This is a genomic window from Bacillus sp. ISL-55 (assembly GCF_018613155.1).
Taxonomy (GTDB): domain Bacteria; phylum Bacillota; class Bacilli; order Bacillales; family Cytobacillaceae; genus Mesobacillus.
Genome location: NZ_JAGGQU010000025.1, coordinates 24,470 through 46,063, shown reverse-complemented (window position 1 = coordinate 46,063; position 21,594 = coordinate 24,470). Strand labels below are relative to the sequence as shown.

Genomic DNA, 21,594 nt, shown 5'->3' with positions numbered 1-21,594 from the left:
ACATTATCTAGTTTTGAGGGAATGAAATTTTTCTCTTGCAAAATTAATTTAAAGATGATACAATAATTATTGTCTTTAAAAAATAGTCTGGTGGCGATGGCGAGAAGGTCACACCCGTTCCCATACCGAACACGGAAGTTAAGCTTCTCAGCGCCGATGGTAGTTGGGGGTTTCCCCCTGTGAGAGTAGGACGCCGCCGGGCTGTTTGAAAAACTTAATGGATTAGTTTTTATTATTATCGACGCGGGGTGGAGCAGTCCGGTAGCTCGTCGGGCTCATAACCCGAAGGTCGCAGGTTCAAATCCTGCCCCCGCAATAATCCATCTTTTTTATACATATTGGTCCCGTGGTGTAGCGGTTAACATGCCTGCCTGTCACGCAGGAGATCGCCGGTTCGATCCCGGTCGGGACCGCCATTTTCATAAATTGATAGATTATCAGGACGAAACACGGTTTCGTTTTTTTTATTGCTTAAAAACAACGAAAATTGGCTGCTTTTTTTGCCCGTCCTGCTTAAATCGTGTAAACTACATATAGTATCCTCATCCTTAGGAGACATCCTAAGGATTTTTGTATTATAAAATCGACTGTTGGTTAGGTGGAAATATATGGCGAGTTATCAATTCATATCAAGGCAGCCGGAAGAGACAAAGAATTTTGCGAAGAGGCTGGGGAATCTTCTTCAAGCGGGAGATGTAATTGCCCTTGAAGGGGATTTAGGTGCAGGAAAGACGACTTTTACAAAAGGCCTTGCAGAAGGATTGGGAATCACCAGAAATGTAAACAGTCCAACTTTTACAATTATAAAGGAGTACCAGGGACGTCTTCCGTTATATCATATGGATGTCTATCGTGTTGAAGATGCGTTTGAAGATCTTGGTTTTGAAGAATACTTTGAAGGTACTGGTGTGACGGTTGTTGAATGGGCGCACTTAATTAAAGCCCAATTGCCTAAAGAGCTTTTGCTCCTTCAATTATATCTAGATGATAATGGTGCTAGAAGGATCGTTGCTGAGCCAAAGGGCAATCGTTATGAAGAACTGTGTAAGGAGATTTTTTAAATGAAGGTATTATCGATTGATACGTCCAACTATGTTTTAGGTATTGGTCTTCTTGATGGTGAGACAGTTTTGGGCGAGTATATATCCAATATAAAAAAGAATCATTCGGTTCGCGTCATGCCTGCGATCCAGACATTGATGGAAGAGTGCAATATAAAACCAGGTGATTTATCGAAGATTGTCGTGGCTGAAGGGCCTGGATCATATACTGGTGTCCGGATCGGAGTGACGATCGCGAAAACAATGGCCTGGACATTGAAAATCCCTTTGTCAGGCGTATCGAGCCTTGAGGTTGCTGCAGCATCGTCAGGCCGCTATTTCGACGGATATGTTTCACCTTTCTTTGATGCGAGGAGAGGACAGATTTATACAGGTTTGTATAAGTTCGAGAATCAAAAGATGCAAATTGTAAAAAAGGATCAGCTTGTATTGTCAGCCGACTGGGTAAAAACTCTGAATGAAATGGGCAGCAGGATTCTGTTCACGAGCAATGATTTGAAACTCCATGAAGATGTCATTAAGGAAGAGCTTGGTGACAAGGCTGTTTTTGCAGCTGTCACTGAACTGAATCCCAGACCTGCAGAGCTTGCGTTATTGGGGCTGGATAAAGAGGCTGTTGACCTTCATACATTCGTTCCAAACTATATCCGCCTGGCAGAAGCAGAGGCCAATTGGCTAAAAGCGCAAGAGACTAAAAAATAAGTGGGAAGAGAAAATGAATAAAACGATAACGTTCCGGAATATGACGGTTGATGATCTCGATCAAGTGATGGAGGTTGAGGTTAATTCCTTTACCATTCCATGGAGCAGGGAAGCTTTTTTCAATGAATTGACGAAGAATCAGTTTGCTCAGTATCTAATTGTGGAAGTGGATCAAAAGGTCGTTGGTTACTGTGGAGTGTGGATCATCATTGATGAAGCGCATATCACAAATATTGCCTTGCTTCCTGAATACAGAGGAATGAAGCTGGGTGAGGCGCTTATGGGCAAGGTAATGGAGCTGGCTCGCGAAATGGGTGCATTAAGGGTGACGCTCGAAGTCAGAGTCAGTAATGAAAGGGCCCAAAAACTTTACCGCAAGTTTGGCTTCGAAGAAGGAGCTATTAGGAAACAATATTATACAGACAATATGGAAGACGCTTTAGTAATGTGGGTGAATTTAAAATGACAAAAGATCAATTAATAATGGGAATAGAGACAAGCTGTGATGAGACGGCTATAGCGATTGTAAAAAATGGACGGGAAATCCTAGCGAATGTAGTCGCCTCTCAGATTGAGAGCCATAAGCGTTTCGGAGGAGTTGTTCCTGAGATTGCGTCAAGGCATCATGTTGAACAGATCACTCTTGTGTTGGATGAAGCATTAGCCCAGGCAAATGTGGATATTAAGGATATTGATGCCATAGCGGTAACGGAAGGACCAGGCCTGGTTGGAGCATTATTGATTGGCGTTAACGCAGCCAAAGCATTGGCGTTTGCGAATGATATCCCACTTATAGGTGTCCATCATATTGCCGGGCATATCTATGCGAACCGACTTGTAACGGAGATGAAATTTCCGCTGCTTTCACTTGTCGTATCCGGCGGGCATACTGAACTCGTATATATGAAGGAACACGGTCATTTCGAGGTGATTGGTGAGACAAGGGATGACGCAGCAGGTGAAGCCTATGACAAGGTAGCGAGGACGTTGCACCTTCCATATCCGGGTGGACCGCATATCGACAGGCTGGCTCATGAAGGAAAGGCAACAATCAACCTGCCACGTGCTTGGCTTGAGGAAGGCTCCTATGATTTCAGCTTCAGTGGGTTGAAGTCGGCTGTGATCAACGTTGTGCATAACGCCCAGCAGCGCGGAGAGGAAATCGTACCTGAAGAGCTTGCAGCCAGCTTCCAGGAGAGTGTTATTGATGTACTTGTCACAAAAACTCAAAGAGCTGTGAAGGAATACGGTGTAAAACAAGTACTGCTTGCTGGAGGAGTTGCTGCGAATAAAGGATTGAGGGAGAAATTATCCACAGAATTTGCAGATTCAGATGTGGAAATTGTCATTCCTCCGTTGTCTTTGTGCACTGACAATGCTGCCATGATTGCTGCTGCAGGCAGTGTACTATATGAAAAAGGCCAACGGGCCGATTTAACCTTGAATGGAAATCCTGGTCTGGAGATAACTATCCACAACGAAAGTCGGACGTAAAAAATTTGTTGTCAGACTCTTCTGTGGATATGTTGAGGTTTTGGGAACAAAACTGTGTACAATGTGGATAAAATAAGCTGTTTTTGTGGATAATGTGGAAAAGTCTCTGGATAAGCCATAAATCAGTCTTTACTATGTGAATAACTATGTGAACAAAAAGTCCCGGTTTTCAACTCGGGACTTTTTTTGTGGATTATTCGCATACTTTAAAAGATTTTTTTCCTAAAATGAAGGGTTTTCCCCCTTTTACAGGGGAAAGATCGTTTATTAGACAACACTCTCCGGGTTAGATCACTTTTTTATAGCAAAAATCCAAGTTTTATAGCGAAAAACTAAATTATATAGCGAAAAACTAAATTATATAGCGAAAATCCAAGTTTTATAGCGAAAACAACAATTATATAGCGAAAATCACATTTTTATAGCGAAATGGAAATTCCACTCGTTTTTTACCAATTATATTTTTGAAAATCAGCATTGGCGTTTTTAAAGAGTTTATGTAGCATATATAAAAATAAAAAACCGGACAACTTCATGTCCGGTTTTCCACTCACTAAGCCAGCTCTGTCCACTCTTCCATCAGTTCATCGAGTGTCTCTTTGGCGGCTTCAATTTTACTATTGATTTCTCCTGCTTTTTCATGATCCTGGAAGACTTCGGGATCACAAAGGATTTCTTCGTATTCAGCTACTTCTAACTCCAGCTGTTCAATCCTCGCTTCCACTTCTTCCATGCGGCGTTTCCGCTGGCGTTCGAGTTTTTTCGCTTCTTTGTCCTGCTGGTAGGAGGTCTTGTCCTGCTTTGAGTTGTCCACAGCACTTCCTGAAGCTTTGGCGGCCTGCTCGGCCAGTGCCTTCAGCTCTTCATGCTCAAGCTTTTTCTCGACGTAATAATCGTATTCGCCAAGGTATTCAGTTGAGCCATTACGATCTAGCTCAAGGACCTTAGTGGCAATCCTGTTGATAAAATAACGGTCGTGTGAAACGAACAGTATGGTGCCTGGATAATCAATCAGGGCATTCTCGAGTACTTCCTTGCTATCCAGGTCGAGATGGTTAGTCGGCTCGTCCAAAATTAAGAAGTTAGAGTTTTGCAGCATAAGTTTGGCCAGTGCCAGACGCGCTTTTTCACCGCCGCTCAGGGTGGAAACGATCTTTAGGACATCGTCACCTGAAAATAAGAAATTCCCAAGCACGGTGCGGATATCCTTTTCCGATTTAAGAGGGTATTCATCCCAGAGTTCGTTCAATACTTTTTTATTCGAGCTGAGCTCTGCCTGTTCCTGATCATAATAGCCGATTGAAACATTTGAACCGTATTGAATATTTCCGGTTATAGAAGGCAGTTTTTCAACGATTGTTTTTAATAAAGTCGATTTTCCGACACCGTTTGGCCCAACGAGTGCTGTACTGTCACCACGAGAAAGGTTGAACGTGATATTTTCAGATACGGCCTCATTCTGATAACCGACAGCAAGCGCATGCACCTTGAGGACATCATTTCCGCTCTGGCGTTCAATCTGGAAGCTGAACGTTGCGGATTTTTCATCACCCATAGGCCTGTCCAACCGGTCTATTTTTTCAAGCTGCTTCCGGCGGCTCTGGGCACGTTTGGTTGTTGATGCCCTGGCCAGGTTCCGCTGGATAAAATCCTGCAGCTTGTTGATCTCATCCTGCTGCTTCTCAAACAGTTTCAGATCACGTTCGTAATTCGCGGCTTTCTGCTCTAAATATGAGCTGTAATTGCCAGGGAACTTTGTCAGCTGATGGCGGGAGATTTCGTATACCTGGTTCACGACCTTATCCAGGAAGTAACGATCGTGTGAAACAATCAGGATGGCGCCGTCATAACCCTGTAAATACTGTTCAAGCCAGGATAGCGTATCGATGTCAAGGTGGTTCGTCGGTTCATCGAGAATTAAAATATCCGGGCGAGTCAATAATAGCTTCGCCAATGCGAGTCTAGTTTTCTGTCCCCCGCTTAAAGTGGATATTTTTGTGGAATAATCAAAAGAATGGAAGTTCAGGCCGTGCAGGACGGAACGGATATCGGCTTCATATTGGTAGCCGCCTTTTTCCTTGAACTGAACCTGCAGAAGGTCATACTCTTTCATGACTCTTTCGTATTCAGTCTCATTTGACAGAATGACAGGATCCGACATTTTTTCTTCCAGCCGGCGCAAGTCTTTTTCCATGCTGTGCAGATGGTCAAAAACTCCTAGCATTTCATCCCAGATGCTTTTCTCGGATTCAAGCCCGGTATTTTGCGCAAGATAGCCAATTGTCGTTCCCTTAGGGCGGCTGATCTCACCACCGTCATGGGATTCGTACCCTGCGATGATTTTCAGCAGGGTTGATTTTCCTGCCCCGTTACGGCCTACAAGCGCTACTCGGTCATTGGTCTGTATTTCAAACTTTATATTCGATAAAATAAGATCAGCTGCAAAATATTTTGATAGCTGATTAACCTGTAATAAAATCATTATTTTTCACCTCTATTGCCTTAGAGATAGTGTAACTCAATAATATAGGCACGGCAATATGTGCGAACTGCTATTGCTGGTAAGGTGTAAAAGTTCCCTATGTAGTATGAACATTGAAACAAAGTTCACACACAAGTTTTATAAAATAGTGTATTATTTGGTAGAAAGGAGCTTTAACATGGCAGAATTTACGCATTTTAATGAAGAGGGCAGAGCGAAGATGGTCGATGTCAGCGAAAAGCCGGAGACGGTCCGTACGGCAGTCGCCCATTCAAGCATAACCGTGAACGAAGATATATATAGCAGAATCACTGAAAATAAGATGAAAAAGGGGGATGTACTGGCAGTCGCACAGGTAGCAGGTATCATGGCGGCTAAAAAGACATCTGAAATCATCCCGATGTGCCACCCCATTCCATTAACAGGCATTGACCTTTCGTTCGATTGGGAGCAAAATGGTAATGACTACATATTAAATATCGCTGCAGCTGTAAAAACAAAAGGAAATACAGGTGTAGAAATGGAAGCGTTAACAGCAGCTTCAGCATGTGCGCTGACTGTTTATGATATGTGCAAGGCCGTTGATAAGGGCATGGTGATCGGCAAGACGTATCTTGTCGAAAAAACAGGCGGAAAGAACGGCGATTTTAAGAGAGAAGAAAAGTTGAGATAGAAATAACGGACAGGGTGGAGGATGGAGAATGACGAATGATGCTATGAAGATTCCGCAGGCAACCGCAAAACGTTTGCCGCTGTATTACCGGTTCTTATTGAACTTGCATTCTTCAGGGAAGCAAAGGGTGTCATCTGCGGAGTTAAGTGAAGCGGTAAAAGTTGATTCAGCGACAATTCGAAGAGATTTTTCTTACTTTGGAGCCTTGGGGAAAAAGGGGTACGGCTACAATGTAAATTATCTGCTGACATTTTTCCGTAAGACATTGGACCAGGATGAGTTGACGAAGGTCGCGCTGATTGGTGTTGGTAATCTTGGAACAGCATTAATGAATTATAATTTCTCTAAAAACAACAATACAAGAATTGAGATTGCCTTTGACGTTGACTCAGGTAAGGTAGGTTCAAAAATTGGCGATGTGCCGATCTACCATATGGATGATCTTGATAGAATCGTTGTCGAAGAAGGAGTTCAGGTTGCAATCCTGACGGTACCTGCTGTTGTGGCCCAGCCGATCACAGACCGACTGGTTCAGGCGAATATTAAGGGAATCCTGAATTTTACGCCGGCGAGGCTGAATGTGCCGTCGTCCATCAGGATCCATCACATTGATTTGGCAGTTGAGCTGCAGTCATTGATTTATTTCTTAAAGCATTATCCAACAGATACTGAAACAACTGAATCAATCGAATAAAAAATAGCTCCTTGCTGTGAAGGAGCTATTTTTTCTGTATATTTTTCAATTTGAAGTGGAACATGATCATTCTGATGCCGGACCCGAAGTCGAACGTGGCGAGAGCTACAAGCAAATAGCTGAAAAATCCCCAGCCTGTCTCGTTCACATTCTGGATGGCGAAATAGGTGAATAAGCTGCCTAACAAGATATAGACAATGCCTGAAAATAAAGGCGATTGCTTCATAACTTAAAGTCCCCCAATAAAGCTTTGAATTTTCTCTGCTTCTTTTATCATTCTCTCAATGTCTTCCCTAAATACGGATTGAAGCAGGACAACCATTGTATTCATTGTAACGTGGGCAATGATTGGCACAATGATCCGCTTTGTTTTTACATAAAGGAAGGCAAAGGTGAAGCCCATCGCTGAGTATAGGATCACGTGTTCCGGCTCCATATGTGCAAGTGCAAAAATGACTGAGCTGATCAGTGCTGAAAAGAAGAAATTCATTTTCTTGTGCAGGCTGCCGAAAATGATTTTCCGGAAGACGATTTCTTCTAAAATAGGGCCGATGATCGAACTGACCAAAATGACAACTGGAAACATTTCAATCAGCTTGATGATTTCCTGTGTATTCTCCGAGCCCATTTCAATGCCAATCATGTTTTCGATGCTAGCCGCGATTGATTGTGCGAACAGAGCAAGGAATACACCTGCAAAGGCCCAGGCGGCTGAGCTTGCCGGGGATGAAGCATCCCGCAGATCAGTCTCTGTCCTGCGTTCTTTCCTGAGAAGCAGCAGCACTATCACAAGTGTGAGTGAAAAGCTGATCACGAGCCAGAATGGAATCGAAAGTGTCTCCATTTCCTTCAGGCTTTTTCCCATTGCAGCGCCGATAAAGGCAACGATCGGGATGCCGATCAGGCTCGAAAGCTGCATGGCGATATAGGCGATAATGACGTACCAGTATTCCTTTTTCAATCGAAAAAACTCCTTAATAACGCAGTAATGTATGTTCTGAAATTTTACGTAATAATATGCTGGCCTGTAAAATAAAATACGTGGACAGCTTTGCTTTATAGATACACTCTCTATATTCTACTAATAAATGATTTGAAAGTTCAAATTGTAGGGCCAGGGAAAAAAAGTTGCTCGTTCGGATTTATTATTTCCCTAATATTGCATACTTGTTAAGGTGCCATTCAATTTGAAAAGTATTGGAGGTCTAAATGATTTATTTGGAAACGTCACGACTGCTTTTGCGAGACTGGTCTGCCGCAGATTTAAAGCCGTTTTGCCTAATGAATGCAGACCAGGATGTGATGAATTATTTTCCTGATGTCTTAACTTGCGCAGAAACTGAGGCGTTTTATCAGGCGATTCTTGCCGAGTTCAAGGAATACGGCTTTGGGTTATATGCCGTTGAAGAGAAGAGAACGAAAGAGTTCATCGGGTTCATCGGGTTTCACAGGGCAACATTTGAAGCAGATTTCACCCCTTGTATCGAAATTGGCTGGAGGCTGAAGAAAGATGCTTGGGGACAAGGTTATGCAACAGAAGGTGCCATGGCCTGTCTGGAATATGGGTTCAATGAGCACGGCTTTAGCGAGGTCGTCAGTTTTACAGCTGAAATCAATAAACCCTCTGTTAATGTCATGAGAAAAATCGGTATGACACCTGTTAAAAGATTTCATCACCCGAGAGTGGATCAGGGCAGTCCGCTTAAGAAGCATGTCCTTTACAATATCAGTAAATGAGCTGTCAGCATGAGATTTCTCCAGCATTCGACAGCAGCTGGATCATTATAAAATTTCATGAAAAATTTCAGCTTCACACTTGCAAAAAAAATACAGATTCATTATTATATAAATTGTGTTAGCACTCTATTGAGGCGAGTGCTAATAAAAAATAATCTACATATAATTTGAGGAGGTTGTTTCACTTGATCAAGCCACTAGGAGATCGCATTATTATCGAGCTTGTTGAGTCAGAAGAAAAAACTGCAAGCGGTATCGTATTACCCGACACAGCGAAAGAAAAACCTCAAGAAGGTAAAGTCGTAGCTGTTGGAACTGGCCGTGTTCTTGAAAACGGTGAGCGTGTTGCTCTTGAAGTTGAAGTCGGAAACCGCATTATCTTCTCAAAATACGCAGGCACAGAAGTGAAGTACCAGGGAACTGAGTACCTGATCTTACGTGAAAACGACATTCTAGCAGTAGTGGAATAATCACTGCGATTATAGACAGAACGCTATAAATTAAAATTCTGAGGAGGTCTTTTTACAATGGCTAAAGAAATTAAGTTCAGTGAAGAAGCACGCCGCGCGATGCTTCGCGGGGTTGATTCTCTTGCAAACGCAGTAAAAGTAACTCTTGGACCAAAAGGACGCAACGTGGTTCTTGAGAAGAAATTCGGTTCACCACTTATCACGAACGATGGTGTAACGATCGCAAAAGAAATCGAGCTTGAAGATGCATTCGAAAACATGGGTGCTAAGCTTGTTGCTGAAGTAGCAAGCAAGACGAACGATGTTGCTGGTGACGGTACGACTACTGCAACAGTTCTTGCACAGGCGATGATCCGCGAAGGTCTTAAGAACGTTACTGCCGGTGCTAATCCAATGGGTATCCGCAAAGGTATTGAAAAGGCTGTTATTATGGCTGTTGAAGAGTTAAAAGCTATTTCAAAACCAATCGAAAGCAAAGCTTCTATCGCACAAGTTGCGGCGATCTCTGCTGCTGACGAAGAAGTTGGCCAATTGATTGCAGAAGCAATGGAGCGCGTTGGCAACGACGGCGTTATCACAATCGAAGAATCTAAAGGCTTCACTACAGAATTGGATGTTGTTGAAGGTATGCAGTTCGACCGCGGATATGCATCTCCTTACATGGTAACTGATTCTGACAAGATGGAAGCTGTGCTTGAAAACCCATATATTCTGATCACTGACAAGAAAATTGGCAGCATCCAGGAAATCCTTCCTGTTCTTGAGCAGGTTGTCCAGCAAGGCAAGCCATTATTGCTTGTTGCTGAAGATGTTGAAGGTGAAGCACTTGCTACATTGGTAGTCAACAAGCTTCGCGGAACATTCAATGCAGTAGCTGTTAAGGCTCCTGGCTTTGGTGACCGCCGTAAGGCTATGCTTGAAGACATCGCTGCACTGACTGGCGGAGAAGTGATCACTGAAGAGCTTGGCCGTGATCTTAAGTCTGCTACAATCACATCTTTGGGACGCGCTTCTAAAGTTGTTGTTACAAAAGAAAACACAACAATCGTTGAAGGTGCTGGAGACAGCGCTGCAATCGAAAGCCGCGTAAACCAGATCCGCGTTCAAATGGAAGAAACAACTTCTGAATTTGACCGTGAAAAATTACAAGAGCGCCTTGCTAAGTTAGCTGGCGGTGTTGCAGTCATCAAGGTTGGTGCTGCTACTGAAACTGAATTGAAAGAACGCAAGCTTCGCATTGAAGATGCTCTTAACTCAACTCGCGCAGCAGTTGAAGAAGGTATCGTATCAGGCGGTGGCGTAGCGCTTCTTAACGTATACAACAAAGTGGCTGAAATCCAGGCTGAAGGCGACGAAGCAACTGGCATTAACATCGTCCTTCGTGCAATGGAAGAACCAGTTCGCCAGATCGCTCACAACGCAGGCCTTGAAGGTTCTGTAATCGTTGAGCGCCTGAAGCGCGAAGAAGTCGGAACAGGCTTCAACGCTGCAACTGGCGAGTGGGTAAACATGATCGAAGCTGGTATCGTTGACCCAACTAAAGTTACTCGTTATGCACTTCAAAACGCAGCATCCGTTTCTGCAATGTTCTTGACTACTGAAGCAGTAGTTGCTGACATTCCAGAAGAAGGCGGCGCTGGAATGCCTGACATGAGTGGAATGGGCGGAATGGGCGGCATGATGTAATTAAGGTTTTAAAACCTTGTTATACCAATGTCAAAAAGAATATATGCTTTTCTTGTCCTCGGACTTGTCCCGTTTTACAAAAAAAAACGGCAACCTTTGACAAAAAAAGTTGACTAAAGGAGAAGGTCTTTCATCAGTTTACTAAACTGTTGGGAGGCCTTTCTTCATTATTTATGAAGGAATGGGGGGATACTTTTTACTATCCCTGATTTATTCAGCAATCGTTGATTTCTGATGAGTATTTACATAAGTAGTCTTCCAATTAGTAGGGAATTACTTCAAACTTTCCATTTGCCATACTTCCAAATCCATAGATTTTAATCACATAATTGTCTCCAGGAGGAGCCATTAGTTTAATTTTAAAGTTCCCTTCGTTTTTCACATCCGCTTTGTCAAAGGATTCATCATTCCAAAATCCTCTTGTAACAATTTCATAGCGGATGGATCCATTTCTTTTTACATTTCCTTGAAATCCTTCAATAACAACGCCATGTTTTCCTGTTGAAAAGGCTGACGTATAGCGAATAGGAACATCTACTCCAACATTCCATTTATACTTGGTATCTGTATGTGAAGCATACACTGAATAACTATAGCTTAATAAGGCAAAGAGCATGAAAAAAACCAATTTTTTATACATCGGACCCACTCCAAAGATTATTTAACGGTATAAGATAAAAACACCTGTCAAATTGACAGGCATTTCCTAAAACTGAACAGAAATTCTTGGTTTTAAAAGACTAATCATTCTCTTTTTCAACCTTTATTACTTTTCCACTCTTTGCATCTATGGTTACTTCATAAAGTTGATCCGGTGCTTTGATATCCACTTCATAAACAAGTACACCATTTTCGGTTTCGAGCTCCACTTTTGTGACAGTCCCTTTTACCTGTTTAAGGGCAATTTCCTTCGCTTGATCCTCTGAAATCTGATTCTGAACTATTAATTTAGACTCAATAGGAGCTGCTTCAATAAAGTTTACTTGACCCATTAATCCTGCAGCTACACCTAAAACAATGGCGGATTTTCCAACAGTAATCTTCACATAAATTCCCCCTTTTATTCTTTAGTATCACAATTGTCTGTTAAATTATGTATGTGAAATGAACCCTGCAATCTAAATGGCATATAGTAATGAGGGAAAGCGAGGGGGAGTCATATTGAGCTTTACAGAGATGATTCCAGGAAGGATGTATGTGGGAGGGAGGATTTCCTCTCGCGATTGGCCTTTTGTCTATCATCATATTACTTCAATTGTAAACCTGCGGACGAAGCCTGACCGACCACCTTTTGATTTTTCACAGCGGATGATGATCTGGGCGCCTTTAACGATCAAGGTTGCTCCGAGCATCGATTGGATTGAAAGGCTGATGGGTCAAATAAACGATTTAGTTGTTAATAGGCATCGGATTCTTATTCATGATACTTTTGGTTACCAGCGGTTAGGCTTTGTCATCGCGGCCTACTATATGCAGCGTTTTCAATTAAACCGTAATCAGGCGCTTTATGCAGTGAGGAAAAAAAAGCCGGATATACAGCCTACTCCGAATTACATGGAAGTGCTTACCGAGTATGAGAGGCATCTCGGGCTTGGGTAAAGCAAGAAAAAAAGTTTTTTTCCTTCTTATTTAAATGTATTATAGTTTTTAGAGAGACCTAATCTTAATAGGTGATGGAGTTCACCTTTAACTGCCTCAAGGCTAATGACTCCTGTCAGTTATGTATGAACTGGCAGGAGTCTTTTTAATAGATAAGAAAGTATAAATTTTACTTCGAGAATGGTCCAGCTCCATCGCCTAGCCCCTCGAGTCGCTTCGGTCCTGCCAATGAAGTCAAAGAACGACTTCACTGTCAGGCCCTCCAGCGCTTGTCGGGGCTGATCAAGGCGCTTGCGCTTTTCTAAATTTTTGGGGAAACTATGTGAAATGGAGGGATGGAGATGGTTTATTTACTTGTGGGAGCAGCAGGATTTTTAGGAGCCTCTTTGCGCTATATTATTGGTGTTTGGCTTTTTCATGAAAGTGCGGTTTTTCCATTTGCTACACTGACGGTTAATTTGCTAGGTAGTTTTCTCCTGGCTTGGCTGACAACGGGGCTGTTAGTACGTTTTTCCTTGCCAGCCCATATAAAAACTGCAATAGGAACAGGGTTTGTAGGAGCATTTACCACTTTTTCAACTTTAAGTGTGGAAACCGTTACGCTCCTTCTTCACGGAAAGATGGCTCTGGCTATTTTGTATATCGGAGCCAGTATATCCGGTGGTTTAGGGATGAGCCGATTAGGATTTCAAATCAGGAAAGGAGAAGAGGTTGGATGAGTACTTTACATATTCTTTTGGTGGGGATAGGCGGGTTCTTCGGGGCGATGTCCCGTTTTGGGGTCAGTCAGATCATTAATAAAAGAATAGAATCGAGAGTTCCTGTTGCAACCCTTGTCATTAACTTGGTGGGGTCTCTTCTTCTTGGGCTTCTTGTAGGTCTAGGGATTGAAGGAAATCTCTTTATGCTACTCGGTACTGGATATATGGGGGCTTTCACCACTTTTTCTACATTTAAATTGGAGGGGATACAGCTCCGCATCGACAAAAGAAAAAAAGAATTCATTCTATATAATTTGCTTAGCTATGGAGGCGGAATCTTTTTGGCTTTTCTTGGAATAGAACTGGGATTGGTTATAGGATGAAGGCTTGATCCGTCTTCATTATTCAAACGTACACTAACTTTAGTAACTGTGGCCATTATTTGAATACCTTATTTATTCCCCCTTTTAATGTTCAAAGCAATTAGAGTAAAAGCGTGTCCAAAATAGCTCCTATTCCTTAGAACTCATTATGTGAAAAAAGCCTTCTCTATGGAATAAAGGATCATGGAGAATGGCTTTTTTAAAACTTTTGGGAGCTTCTTTTTAATTGGCTCTTTTCTCAAACTTTGTTGCTATTTGACTACAAAATAGGATTTTATGATTAGTTTTCTTGGTAAAGTTGACTCTTTTATGAGAAAAGAGCATGCAAACTTTATTCCGAACTGCAAAATGGCCTTATATTACGTTAAAATCGGCTTTAGGATTTTAACAACAATTGTTACGAAAACAGCCTTTTAATTTGATGGCGCTAGACATTTTCGTCATTTGGTCATCAGGTAGCGCTAAGGAAATGATCCAACTCTGAAACGCTAAACAAAAAGGAAAGACCAGATTCTCCAATAGCAGAATCTGGTCTTGTATTTTTCCCGTAAAGAATCCATTATAATTTGGCCATTAAACGTTTTTTGATTAATTCATAATCGTCCCTAGTGATCCCAGGGGCAAATTCTTCAGGCAGTTCCTCTAAGTCAGGGATTGGACCGCCTTCAGGAGTGCCAATTTTCACTTCGAGCGGTTGCCCATTTTCCGGATTTGTTCCTTTCCAAATCATTCCGATATCCCTGTATTCTGTTTCGCTCCATGTATATAGCACATTGCTTAAGCCTTGTTCTATGAATGGTCTTGCATAATCAAATTTTGAGTTATCAAGATTTGGAACTGGAAGCATTTTCGTCAAGTCTACCCCTGTAGCAATTTCGATTGCTTTCGCATAGGCGAGTACATGTGTTCCTCCACGAACAAGCAAATACCCAATCATGGTTCTGGCAACTGGATTATCAGTCATCTCATAAACTCTCATTTTATGTGTACGTGCACCAATCTCGAGGAAAAAGTTATGTGTTAAATCCAAAACCAGATTACCGCTATTAAAAACATTATCACCAGTCCAAGGTCTTCCCATTGAATCACCTGGAATAGACGTTTGAGCTGTAGAAATAAAATGGTGGGTGTTTCTCGCATCCAGCCCATTCTGAAGTGGAGTGATATCCGGATTCCCTGGAAAAGTATTACCCACAGATAACAGATTAATCGTATTAGAAACAAGTTCTACATGACCAAATTCTTCTGCTGTAATGCTCGCCACTAACTCATAGAATGGCTTTAGCTTTTTTTTATTTCGGAAGTTAAAAGACTGAAACATATAGTTATTTAAGGTAGACATCTCCCCAAACTTGCCACCCAGGAGCTCTTGTACTGCTGCTGCAGCATTCATATCGCCGTGTGCAGGTGTAGGAAGTTCAATAGCCAATTTATTAATTCTTTTAAACATTATCTCCCCTCCACTTCATTTTTGTTAACCAGGAAAAACCCAAATGATTTGCTGGGTACGAATAAAAAAGGGAGTTCCGTTAGATTCGACTACAATGTGATCTGGCAATACATTTTTCAAAGTGCCACGAACGCTGCCTCTTATGGTTTGAACAGTAACCATATTACCAACAATGGTTGCTAATGTCTGATAAACATAGGGATCATAGAAGCTTAACAGGTCGTTGTTTGTCATTTATATCCTCCTAGTTTAAAGTCATTCTTACTGAGTATATGTTTCTCGATATAAAAAAGACTGACAACCAACTGTTCAATTTGGCTCTTTTTGCTAAATACTTTTCTGAAAAATAATAAGCCTAGCAATATCCAATTTATTTAATGGACCAAGGCATGAAAAAGAATGATGGAGTATGTTATAAGCTATTACAGACTATCAGTTTGAAATGCTAACATTTTGCTAACGCAATCAAGTAAAAAAAGGTATAAATGTTACAGCCCAAATTTTGTAAAACCTTGATATACCGAACTTTTTACATGCAACGTGTAAGATATTTGGACAGGGAGGGACATAAGGATTCGAATCTGAGGTTCTGGGGCAGTGCTACCATTTCTTAATAATATTTGTCCTAGGACAAATGTAAATTAACCTGCTGGTTGACTGGATCCCGTACATTTTTATAACCAAGGGAGTTAAAGTACTAGTTGAAAGTAATATCTTCACTTTATCAAATGAAAATATTACTTCTTTTAAGTACTTTGAAGATAAAGCTAGTGTTAGTTGAAATACGATTTCTTTTGTTTTAGAGAAAGGTAATTTACTCAAGTAATACATCAGCGGCGCATCAGTCATGGTTAATGAGTGTAAGAGGCTCTTTGCCCGATTTCAAATCAGCCATTGCCTTTTCGAATTCCTTTTCAGTAACCTCTATAGTCTTGTGGTCAAAGTGAATGTAAAAAAGTAAGGAATCCCCGGCGGTATGCATACTGACTCCTCTAATTAACTGTTCTTTCAAAATGTCACTCCTAACAGAAAATGCTAAAAGTTTATCTGTGGTGCTAAGTTTAGAATATAAAAAGATGTTATTTACTACTAGTAGCGGACTTTATGAATCCGTTTCCCTGGCAATGGAAGCAAGCTTCTTTGATATTTGGGAATTTAACCAAAAGATACCCTTTTCCGGAACAACTTGGGCATTCTTTATTCATTAGGAATCACCTCCTTGTTAATCCTGTGACTCGAGAATTAAAGGACATGCTTTAAGATCTTTTCTATGAATAAATTCTACGATGGCGGAGTCCGTTCTTTTGATCTCGCAGTAACCTGTGGGATAGACATATAAAACCTTATAAGGTGCATTATTGTAAAAAATTGTTTCGTCAGCTTTAATCAAAAGCACAACCCCTTTAAGTAGATAATGATATGCAGGTACAGAGTCAGTATCTAATAATACGTTGGATTTTCTTACCCTCTCCACAGCATATCTTGCATCTCTTCTTTAGTCCAAGAAACTTGATCAAAGGAATCTTTCCATCGCCATTACATTCTTCACAAATGAGTTTGATAGCCATAAACTCCTCCTTCCTTAAAACTAATTTTCTATTCGGAAGTCCAATTCCTTAGAATTGATTACTGAATAAACATTTTGCGTATTTGTTCGTCGGCAAATAATTTATCAAATAAGCAAGAGATAATGTTGTTTTGGTTTGCTTCGTCCATATTACTGATCTTCACCAGCCAGGTTTGCTGTGTATGTTTGGCGAAATGAAGCGGATAGATCTTATGCTCCAACGGGACTTCATTTTGTATTACTGCAAGGTGTAGATAAAATGAGTACTTCTTTTTCGATAATTTCTACTTAGTACAAACTGTTATTCCTAGCGGATGTTTTACACCTGGATATGGAGGCTCGATTAATACTCCTTTTTGGTAGTACATCTTTACTTCTTTGTACTCCGGAAATAGCCCATTAAACTCGTCAATGGTCAACTGATGAACGTGGAATGGCGAACCGCATGGTTTTCCTCTTCCTTTTCCGAATGGTGTTGACAGGACCAATGTCCCACCAGGTTTTAACATATTATAAAGATTGGCAAGAAATTGCTCTTCATCTTCTAGATGTTCTAGTGTTTCAAAGGAAATGATGGCATCAAACATGCCTAATTTTTGGGGAAGCAGGGGATCTGTTGCATCTTCACAGCGATATTCAACCAGAGGATGGTTATACCGTTTGTGAGCATATTCAATTGTTTCGGGATCAAAATCAACTGCGATAAATTCATTGATTCGTTTTTTGCAAAGCTTGGCGAGCATCTGCGAACCATAGCCGGAACCGCAAGCTATATCCAGGACCCTCCCGCGTATATGGTAAGAACTGAATTGATAACGTGCCAAGTGTTCAAGTAATAAAGCATTGGCTGGTTTCATTAGGTCGGGGATGACTCTCTCCCCAGTATATTCTAACAAATCTAATCTCTCCTTCTTTCCTCCCTTGCTCATTTTGAAATTCCGACGGACACTCCAAGTATAACAAAGTATTCAATTGATTTGTAGTCAGAGCCCTGCTTGTTAAAACAGGTGAATAAAAAAAGAAATATTTCACTGTCTTCATAGTAAAAACGTAGTAAATAGAAGGATTTAAGAGAAAACGAATTAGTCAACCGCTTACATGTGGGGTTGCCACTTTTTGCAGATGTGTTATTATTGCCTTGTTTTCAACGGCCCAGACTTTGATGAGAGATCAAAGTCACTAAAAAAACAAAATGAAAAGGAGTGTTTATTTGGGTATTAATACAATTAAAGAGCAATGGTTGGGAAATATAAAGGGAGAGGTCCTTGCGGGCATAGTAGTTGCTCTCGCCTTGATTCCCGAAGCGATTGCATTTTCCATAATAGCTGGAGTTGACCCGATGGTGGGATTGTATGCTTCTTTCAGCATTGCAGTAGTGATTGCCTTCATTGGTGGCAGACCTGGTATGATATCTGGTGCGACGGGAGCAATGGCGTTATTGATGGTCACTTTAGTAGCTGACCATGGGTTACAGTATTTGTTTGCTGCCACCATTTTGACAGGAATCATCCAAATTCTCTTTGGTGTTTTTAAATTGGCGAGGTTTATGAAGTTTATCCCGCGGTCGGTTATGATTGGCTTCGTAAACGCATTGGCGATCCTTATTTTTATGGCTCAATTAGAGCAGTTTACGGGTGCGGGATGGCAAATGTATGCCCTGGTAGCAGGTACATTGGCAATTATTTATCTTTTACCCAGATTGACCAAGGCTGTTCCATCTCCGCTGATTGCTATTATTGTTATAACGGTAATTGCTATTTTTACGAAGAGCGATGTTAAAACGGTTGGAGACATGGGCGAGTTAACTGCTGCATTGCCAAGCTTCTTCATGCCGAGTGTTCCTTTTAATATGGAAACATTGAGCATTATTTTTCCGTATGCTTTAGGCCTTTCAATTGTTGGATTGCTAGAGTCTCTGCTTACAGCATCAATTGTTGATGATATGACTGATACAGCAAGTGATAAGAACAAGGAAAGCCGCGGCCAGGGTATTGCCAACATCATCACTGGATTCTTTGGAGGCATGGCTGGTTGTGCGATGATTGGTCAATCGGTTATCAATGTCAAGTCCGGCGGTAAAGGAAGATTATCGTCTTTAGTTGCTGGTGTTGTCTTATTGTTCTTAATCATTGTTCTAGGCAAAATCGTTGTTCAAATCCCAATGGCAGCTTTAGTGGGTGTCATGTTCATGGTCGCGATCGGTACATTTGATTGGGGTTCGATCAAAGGTGTCACAAAAGCTCCGGTTACTGATTCAATTGTAATGGTTGTAACGGTTGTTACTGTTGTTGCAACTCATGACCTTTCAAAAGGGGTATTTGCAGGGATTATCCTTAGTGCGATTTTCTTTGTAGCAAAGATATCAAGAGTCCATGTGGAGTCTTTGGTGAAAGGCGACAAGAAAATCTATACAGTCAAAGGGCAGGTTTTCTTCGCTTCTGTCGATGAGCTGATCGATGCCATCGATTTCACTGAAGATGTAAAAGAAGTTGAAATTGATTTCACCCAAGCTCATGTTTGGGATGATTCAGCAGTAGCGGCCATTGATAAGATTGTCTTAAAGTTACGGGCTACAGGCGTGGTCGTTCGCCTGGTTGGCTTAAATGAAGCAAGTATGAACCTAGTTGAAAAAATGGCAGTTCACAGAAAACCGGGAGCAAAACTTTCCGGCCACTAAAATAAAGCAAAACCCAAGATTGTCTAAATGACAAACTTGGGTTTTTTATTTTATAAGAAAAAGTATAAAATTTTTTACAATTAGATAAGTGTCCAGCTCCAGTGCTTGTCCGGGCTGACCAAGGCGCTTACGCTTTTCTTATTTTGGGTTTAATTTGTCCATTTTGAGTGAATGGGTTAATGCAATAAAATATGTTTTACCTTACCCTCATGGTTTTTGGTTTAATAGACAAAATAATAAAACAGAAGGAGGAGCCGATATGGAAAATCAAAGCTACATGCAGTCTTGGTTTGGAAATGTTAAAGGAGATATCCTTTCAGGAATCGTTGTCGCGATTGCCTTGATACCTGAAGCAATTGCTTTCTCCATCATTGCGGGTGTTGATCCGATGGTTGGACTGTATGCTTCCTTTACCATCGCTGTATTGATTGCGTTTGTAGGTGGCAGGCCGGGGATGATTTCAGGTGCAACTGGAGCAATGGCCTTGTTATTCATAGATCTTGTAGCCGAGCACGGTCTTCAATATCTTTTGGCCGCGACGATTTTAACGGGTGTTCTGCAAATTTTGTTTGGAGTATTTAAACTTTCAAGGTATATGAAATTCATTCCTCGCTCTGTCATGGTGGGCTTCGTTAATGCACTAGCAATTTTAATTTTCATGTCCCAGCTGGATAACTTTGTAGATGCACCAGTAATGGTGTACATGTTAGCGGGATTGACGTTATTGATTATCTATCTATTGCCTTACATAACGAAAGCGATTCCCTCTACGCTGGTCGCTATTGTGATTGTAACAGCTATTGTCATCATTATTGGAATCGATGTTCGATCGGTTGGAGATATGGGAACACTTAGCAGGACACTTCCCATCTTTTTGATCCCTGAAATCCCTTTATCACTAGAAACTATATTTATCATCCTGCCTTATTCATTGGCATTAGCTTTAGTAGGCCTTTTAGAATCACTATTGACCGCGACAATTGTTGACGATATGACTGATTCGGAAAGCGATAAAGATACTGAAAGCAGGGGACAAGGGATCGCAAACATCGTAACTGGGTTTTTTGGCGGGATGGCTGGGTGTGCTATGATTGGCCAATCTGTCATAAATATAAAATCAGGCGGGCGTAAACGACTATCGTCTTTGGTATCAGGAGTTGTATTGATGCTCTTGATTGTTCTGCTAGGCGATATTGTGGCCCAAATTCCAATGGCTGCACTGGCAGGAGTCATGATTATGGTTTCCATCAGCACATTTGACTGGAATTCGGTAAAAACTCTCCATCTATTGCCAAAAACCGATGCAATTGTTATGGTTGTAACTGTATTGACTGTTGTTTTCACCCATAATTTAGCTATTGGTGTTTTCACCGGAATCCTATTAAGCGCAATTTTCTTTGTATCAAAGATTTCTCAAGTTGAAGTGAAAAGCTCACTTGATAAAAACACGCGTATTTATAAAGTGCGCGGAGAACTTTTCTTTGCCTCAGTAACGGAACTAATTAAGAAATTTGACTATAAAGAGGATGTAGAATTTGTAGAAGTGAACTTAAGCAAATCGCATCTATGGGACGATTCTGCAGTAGCAGCAATCGATAAAATCGTTTACAAGTTTGAGGAAAATGGCAAGAGGATCCTTGTAACCGGAATGAATCAGGAAAGCTCAGAATTGGCTGAGAAGCTGGCCAATAAACTGGGTTCACATTAATAAAGAGGTGATAGGAATGTATCAAAAAATCCTTCTAGCTGCTGACGGTTCAGAACACTCAAAGCGTGCGGCTGATCATGCCATCATGATCGCAAAGTGCCAGGGAGATGATGCGAAAATCGAAATCGTTTATTCAGTAGATGGCGACAGTTCAAAGTCGGATGTCCTTAGCAATTGGAACTCCGCTGATATCAATGACAAACGAAAAGAGCGATTAAAAGAGATTGAGCAGAAAGCAAGGACTTCAGGAGTGAATTTTGAAATAAAAATACTTCATGGTGAACCTGGTCCTGCGGTGGTGGACTACACAAACAAAAATAAGTTTGATTTGGTTGTCATCGGCAGCAGAGGATTGAATGGACTGCAAGAATTGATGTTGGGCAGCGTAAGCCATAAAGTAGCTAAAAGGGCTAATTGTCCGGTTATGATCGTAAAATAAGAGAAAGGACGCTTTGAGCGTTCTTTTTTAATTTGCCAGCCAATTCTGTCTATGTTATAGTCGAGTTGTTT

Annotated in this window: 26 protein-coding genes, 2 tRNA genes, 1 rRNA gene and 1 riboswitch; of the genes, 18 read left to right on the top strand and 11 right to left on the bottom strand. The window is 41.3% G+C overall.

Features of this window, described 5'->3' with window-relative positions:
• The first annotated feature begins 86 nt into the window (after positions 1 to 86).
• The 7 genes from rrf to tsaD all read left to right on the top strand — a co-directional run bounded on the left by rrf (position 87) and on the right by tsaD (position 3,257).
• Positions 87 to 202 (top strand): 5S ribosomal RNA (gene rrf / locus J7E32_RS13715).
• Between the two features lie 40 nt (positions 203 to 242).
• A tRNA-Met gene (locus J7E32_RS13710) sits at positions 243 to 316 on the top strand.
• A gap of 24 nt (positions 317 to 340) precedes the next feature.
• A tRNA-Asp gene (locus J7E32_RS13705) sits at positions 341 to 416 on the top strand.
• Positions 417 to 608: 192 nt separating this feature from the next.
• Positions 609 to 1,061 (top strand): tRNA (adenosine(37)-N6)-threonylcarbamoyltransferase complex ATPase subunit type 1 TsaE, encoded by a 453-nt coding sequence (gene tsaE, locus J7E32_RS13700; protein WP_214908208.1) that lies wholly within the window; start codon positions 609 to 611, stop codon positions 1,059 to 1,061.
• On the top strand, positions 1,062 to 1,763 hold the full coding sequence (gene tsaB / locus J7E32_RS13695; RefSeq protein WP_214908207.1) for a tRNA (adenosine(37)-N6)-threonylcarbamoyltransferase complex dimerization subunit type 1 TsaB: 702 nt from the start codon (positions 1,062 to 1,064) through the stop codon (positions 1,761 to 1,763).
• 13 nt (positions 1,764 to 1,776) lie between these two features.
• Positions 1,777 to 2,229: a ribosomal protein S18-alanine N-acetyltransferase gene (gene rimI / locus J7E32_RS13690; RefSeq protein ID WP_214908205.1), complete on the top strand. Its 453-nt coding sequence runs from the start codon at positions 1,777 to 1,779 to the stop codon at positions 2,227 to 2,229.
• The gene (gene tsaD / locus J7E32_RS13685) at positions 2,226 to 3,257 is read left to right on the top strand and encodes a tRNA (adenosine(37)-N6)-threonylcarbamoyltransferase complex transferase subunit TsaD (RefSeq protein ID WP_214908202.1); all 1,032 of its coding nucleotides are present in this window, start codon (positions 2,226 to 2,228) and stop codon (positions 3,255 to 3,257) included. The genes rimI and tsaD overlap by 4 nt, the downstream gene beginning before the upstream one ends.
• Before the next feature lie 553 nt (positions 3,258 to 3,810).
• Here the strand turns inward: tsaD and J7E32_RS13680 are convergent.
• The gene (locus tag J7E32_RS13680; protein WP_214908200.1) at positions 3,811 to 5,739 is read right to left on the bottom strand and encodes an ABC-F family ATP-binding cassette domain-containing protein; all 1,929 of its coding nucleotides are present in this window, start codon (positions 5,737 to 5,739) and stop codon (positions 3,811 to 3,813) included.
• Positions 5,740 to 5,917: 178 nt separating this feature from the next.
• Between J7E32_RS13680 and moaC the strand changes: the two genes are divergently transcribed.
• Together moaC and J7E32_RS13670 are read left to right on the top strand one after the other, a co-directional pair.
• On the top strand, positions 5,918 to 6,412 hold the full coding sequence (gene moaC / locus J7E32_RS13675; protein WP_041967791.1) for a cyclic pyranopterin monophosphate synthase MoaC: 495 nt from the start codon (positions 5,918 to 5,920) through the stop codon (positions 6,410 to 6,412).
• A 28-nt stretch (positions 6,413 to 6,440) separates the two neighbouring features.
• Positions 6,441 to 7,106: a redox-sensing transcriptional repressor Rex gene (locus J7E32_RS13670; RefSeq protein WP_214908198.1), complete on the top strand. Its 666-nt coding sequence runs from the start codon at positions 6,441 to 6,443 to the stop codon at positions 7,104 to 7,106.
• A 25-nt stretch (positions 7,107 to 7,131) separates the two neighbouring features.
• Here J7E32_RS13670 and J7E32_RS13665 read toward each other — a convergent pair whose 3' ends face one another.
• Both J7E32_RS13665 and J7E32_RS13660 read right to left on the bottom strand, forming a co-directional pair.
• Complete coding sequence (locus J7E32_RS13665; RefSeq protein ID WP_213372870.1) at positions 7,132 to 7,332, bottom strand: YdiK family protein; 201 nt, start codon at positions 7,330 to 7,332, stop codon at positions 7,132 to 7,134.
• Between the two features lie 3 nt (positions 7,333 to 7,335).
• The gene (locus J7E32_RS13660) at positions 7,336 to 8,067 is read right to left on the bottom strand and encodes a CPBP family intramembrane glutamic endopeptidase (RefSeq protein WP_214908196.1); all 732 of its coding nucleotides are present in this window, start codon (positions 8,065 to 8,067) and stop codon (positions 7,336 to 7,338) included.
• Positions 8,068 to 8,315: 248 nt separating this feature from the next.
• On the opposite strand from J7E32_RS13660, the gene J7E32_RS13655 reads away from it, so the two are divergent.
• The 3 genes from J7E32_RS13655 (at position 8,316) to groL (ending at position 10,999) form a co-directional block, all read left to right on the top strand.
• Positions 8,316 to 8,843: a GNAT family N-acetyltransferase gene (locus tag J7E32_RS13655; protein WP_214908195.1), complete on the top strand. Its 528-nt coding sequence runs from the start codon at positions 8,316 to 8,318 to the stop codon at positions 8,841 to 8,843.
• A 185-nt stretch (positions 8,844 to 9,028) separates the two neighbouring features.
• Entirely contained in the window at positions 9,029 to 9,313 is a 285-nt protein-coding gene (gene groES / locus J7E32_RS13650; protein WP_041967795.1) for a co-chaperone GroES, read from the top strand.
• A gap of 57 nt (positions 9,314 to 9,370) precedes the next feature.
• Positions 9,371 to 10,999, top strand: coding sequence for a chaperonin GroEL (gene groL / locus J7E32_RS13645; protein ID WP_214908192.1), 1,629 nt, complete (start codon positions 9,371 to 9,373; stop codon positions 10,997 to 10,999).
• Between the two features lie 262 nt (positions 11,000 to 11,261).
• Here groL and J7E32_RS13640 read toward each other — a convergent pair whose 3' ends face one another.
• Both J7E32_RS13640 and J7E32_RS13635 read right to left on the bottom strand, forming a co-directional pair.
• Positions 11,262 to 11,639 carry a hypothetical protein gene (locus J7E32_RS13640; protein WP_214908190.1) on the bottom strand — a complete coding sequence of 126 codons (378 nt, stop codon included), beginning with the start codon at positions 11,637 to 11,639 and terminating at the stop codon, positions 11,262 to 11,264.
• A 100-nt stretch (positions 11,640 to 11,739) separates the two neighbouring features.
• The gene (locus J7E32_RS13635; RefSeq protein WP_353654050.1) at positions 11,740 to 12,045 is read right to left on the bottom strand and encodes a PepSY domain-containing protein; all 306 of its coding nucleotides are present in this window, start codon (positions 12,043 to 12,045) and stop codon (positions 11,740 to 11,742) included.
• 115 nt (positions 12,046 to 12,160) lie between these two features.
• Between J7E32_RS13635 and J7E32_RS13630 the strand changes: the two genes are divergently transcribed.
• On the top strand, positions 12,161 to 12,598 hold the full coding sequence (locus J7E32_RS13630) for a dual specificity protein phosphatase family protein (RefSeq protein ID WP_214908188.1): 438 nt from the start codon (positions 12,161 to 12,163) through the stop codon (positions 12,596 to 12,598).
• A gap of 61 nt (positions 12,599 to 12,659) precedes the next feature.
• Positions 12,660 to 12,720: riboswitch (Fluoride riboswitch) on the top strand.
• Here the strand turns inward: J7E32_RS13630 and J7E32_RS22950 are convergent.
• Positions 12,718 to 12,849, bottom strand: coding sequence for a hypothetical protein (locus J7E32_RS22950; protein WP_286183224.1), 132 nt, complete (start codon positions 12,847 to 12,849; stop codon positions 12,718 to 12,720). Its footprint overlaps the riboswitch before it by 3 nt.
• A 90-nt stretch (positions 12,850 to 12,939) precedes the next feature.
• On the opposite strand from J7E32_RS22950, the gene J7E32_RS13625 reads away from it, so the two are divergent.
• Positions 12,940 to 13,317, top strand: a complete 378-nt coding sequence (locus J7E32_RS13625) for a fluoride efflux transporter FluC (protein WP_214908186.1) — start codon at positions 12,940 to 12,942, stop codon at positions 13,315 to 13,317.
• A complete protein-coding gene (crcB, locus tag J7E32_RS13620; RefSeq protein WP_214908183.1) occupies positions 13,314 to 13,682 on the top strand; it encodes a fluoride efflux transporter CrcB in 369 nt (122 codons plus the stop codon). Before J7E32_RS13625 ends, crcB begins: the two co-directional genes overlap by 4 nt.
• Positions 13,683 to 14,241: 559 nt before the next feature.
• Here crcB and J7E32_RS13615 read toward each other — a convergent pair.
• The 5 genes from J7E32_RS13615 to J7E32_RS13595 form a co-directional block, all read right to left on the bottom strand.
• On the bottom strand, positions 14,242 to 15,132 hold the full coding sequence (locus J7E32_RS13615; protein WP_214908181.1) for a manganese catalase family protein: 891 nt from the start codon (positions 15,130 to 15,132) through the stop codon (positions 14,242 to 14,244).
• A 24-nt stretch (positions 15,133 to 15,156) separates the two neighbouring features.
• A complete protein-coding gene (locus J7E32_RS13610) occupies positions 15,157 to 15,366 on the bottom strand; it encodes a YuzF family protein (RefSeq protein ID WP_214908179.1) in 210 nt (69 codons plus the stop codon).
• A gap of 607 nt (positions 15,367 to 15,973) precedes the next feature.
• A complete protein-coding gene (locus J7E32_RS13605; RefSeq protein ID WP_214908177.1) occupies positions 15,974 to 16,144 on the bottom strand; it encodes a hypothetical protein in 171 nt (56 codons plus the stop codon).
• A 614-nt stretch (positions 16,145 to 16,758) separates the two neighbouring features.
• Positions 16,759 to 16,920 (bottom strand): hypothetical protein, encoded by a 162-nt coding sequence (locus J7E32_RS13600; protein ID WP_214908176.1) that lies wholly within the window; start codon positions 16,918 to 16,920, stop codon positions 16,759 to 16,761.
• A 63-nt stretch (positions 16,921 to 16,983) separates the two neighbouring features.
• Positions 16,984 to 17,595: a class I SAM-dependent methyltransferase gene (locus J7E32_RS13595; protein WP_214908174.1), complete on the bottom strand. Its 612-nt coding sequence runs from the start codon at positions 17,593 to 17,595 to the stop codon at positions 16,984 to 16,986.
• A gap of 314 nt (positions 17,596 to 17,909) precedes the next feature.
• Here J7E32_RS13595 and J7E32_RS13590 point away from each other — a divergent pair, with 314 nt between their 5' ends.
• The 3 genes from J7E32_RS13590 to J7E32_RS13580 all read left to right on the top strand — a co-directional run bounded on the left by J7E32_RS13590 (position 17,910) and on the right by J7E32_RS13580 (position 21,523).
• Entirely contained in the window at positions 17,910 to 19,376 is a 1,467-nt protein-coding gene (locus J7E32_RS13590; RefSeq protein WP_214908172.1) for a SulP family inorganic anion transporter, read from the top strand.
• Between the two features lie 259 nt (positions 19,377 to 19,635).
• Entirely contained in the window at positions 19,636 to 21,084 is a 1,449-nt protein-coding gene (locus J7E32_RS13585) for a SulP family inorganic anion transporter (protein ID WP_214908170.1), read from the top strand.
• 16 nt (positions 21,085 to 21,100) lie between these two features.
• Entirely contained in the window at positions 21,101 to 21,523 is a 423-nt protein-coding gene (locus J7E32_RS13580; protein WP_214908168.1) for a universal stress protein, read from the top strand.
• Positions 21,524 to 21,594: the final 71 nt, after the last annotated feature.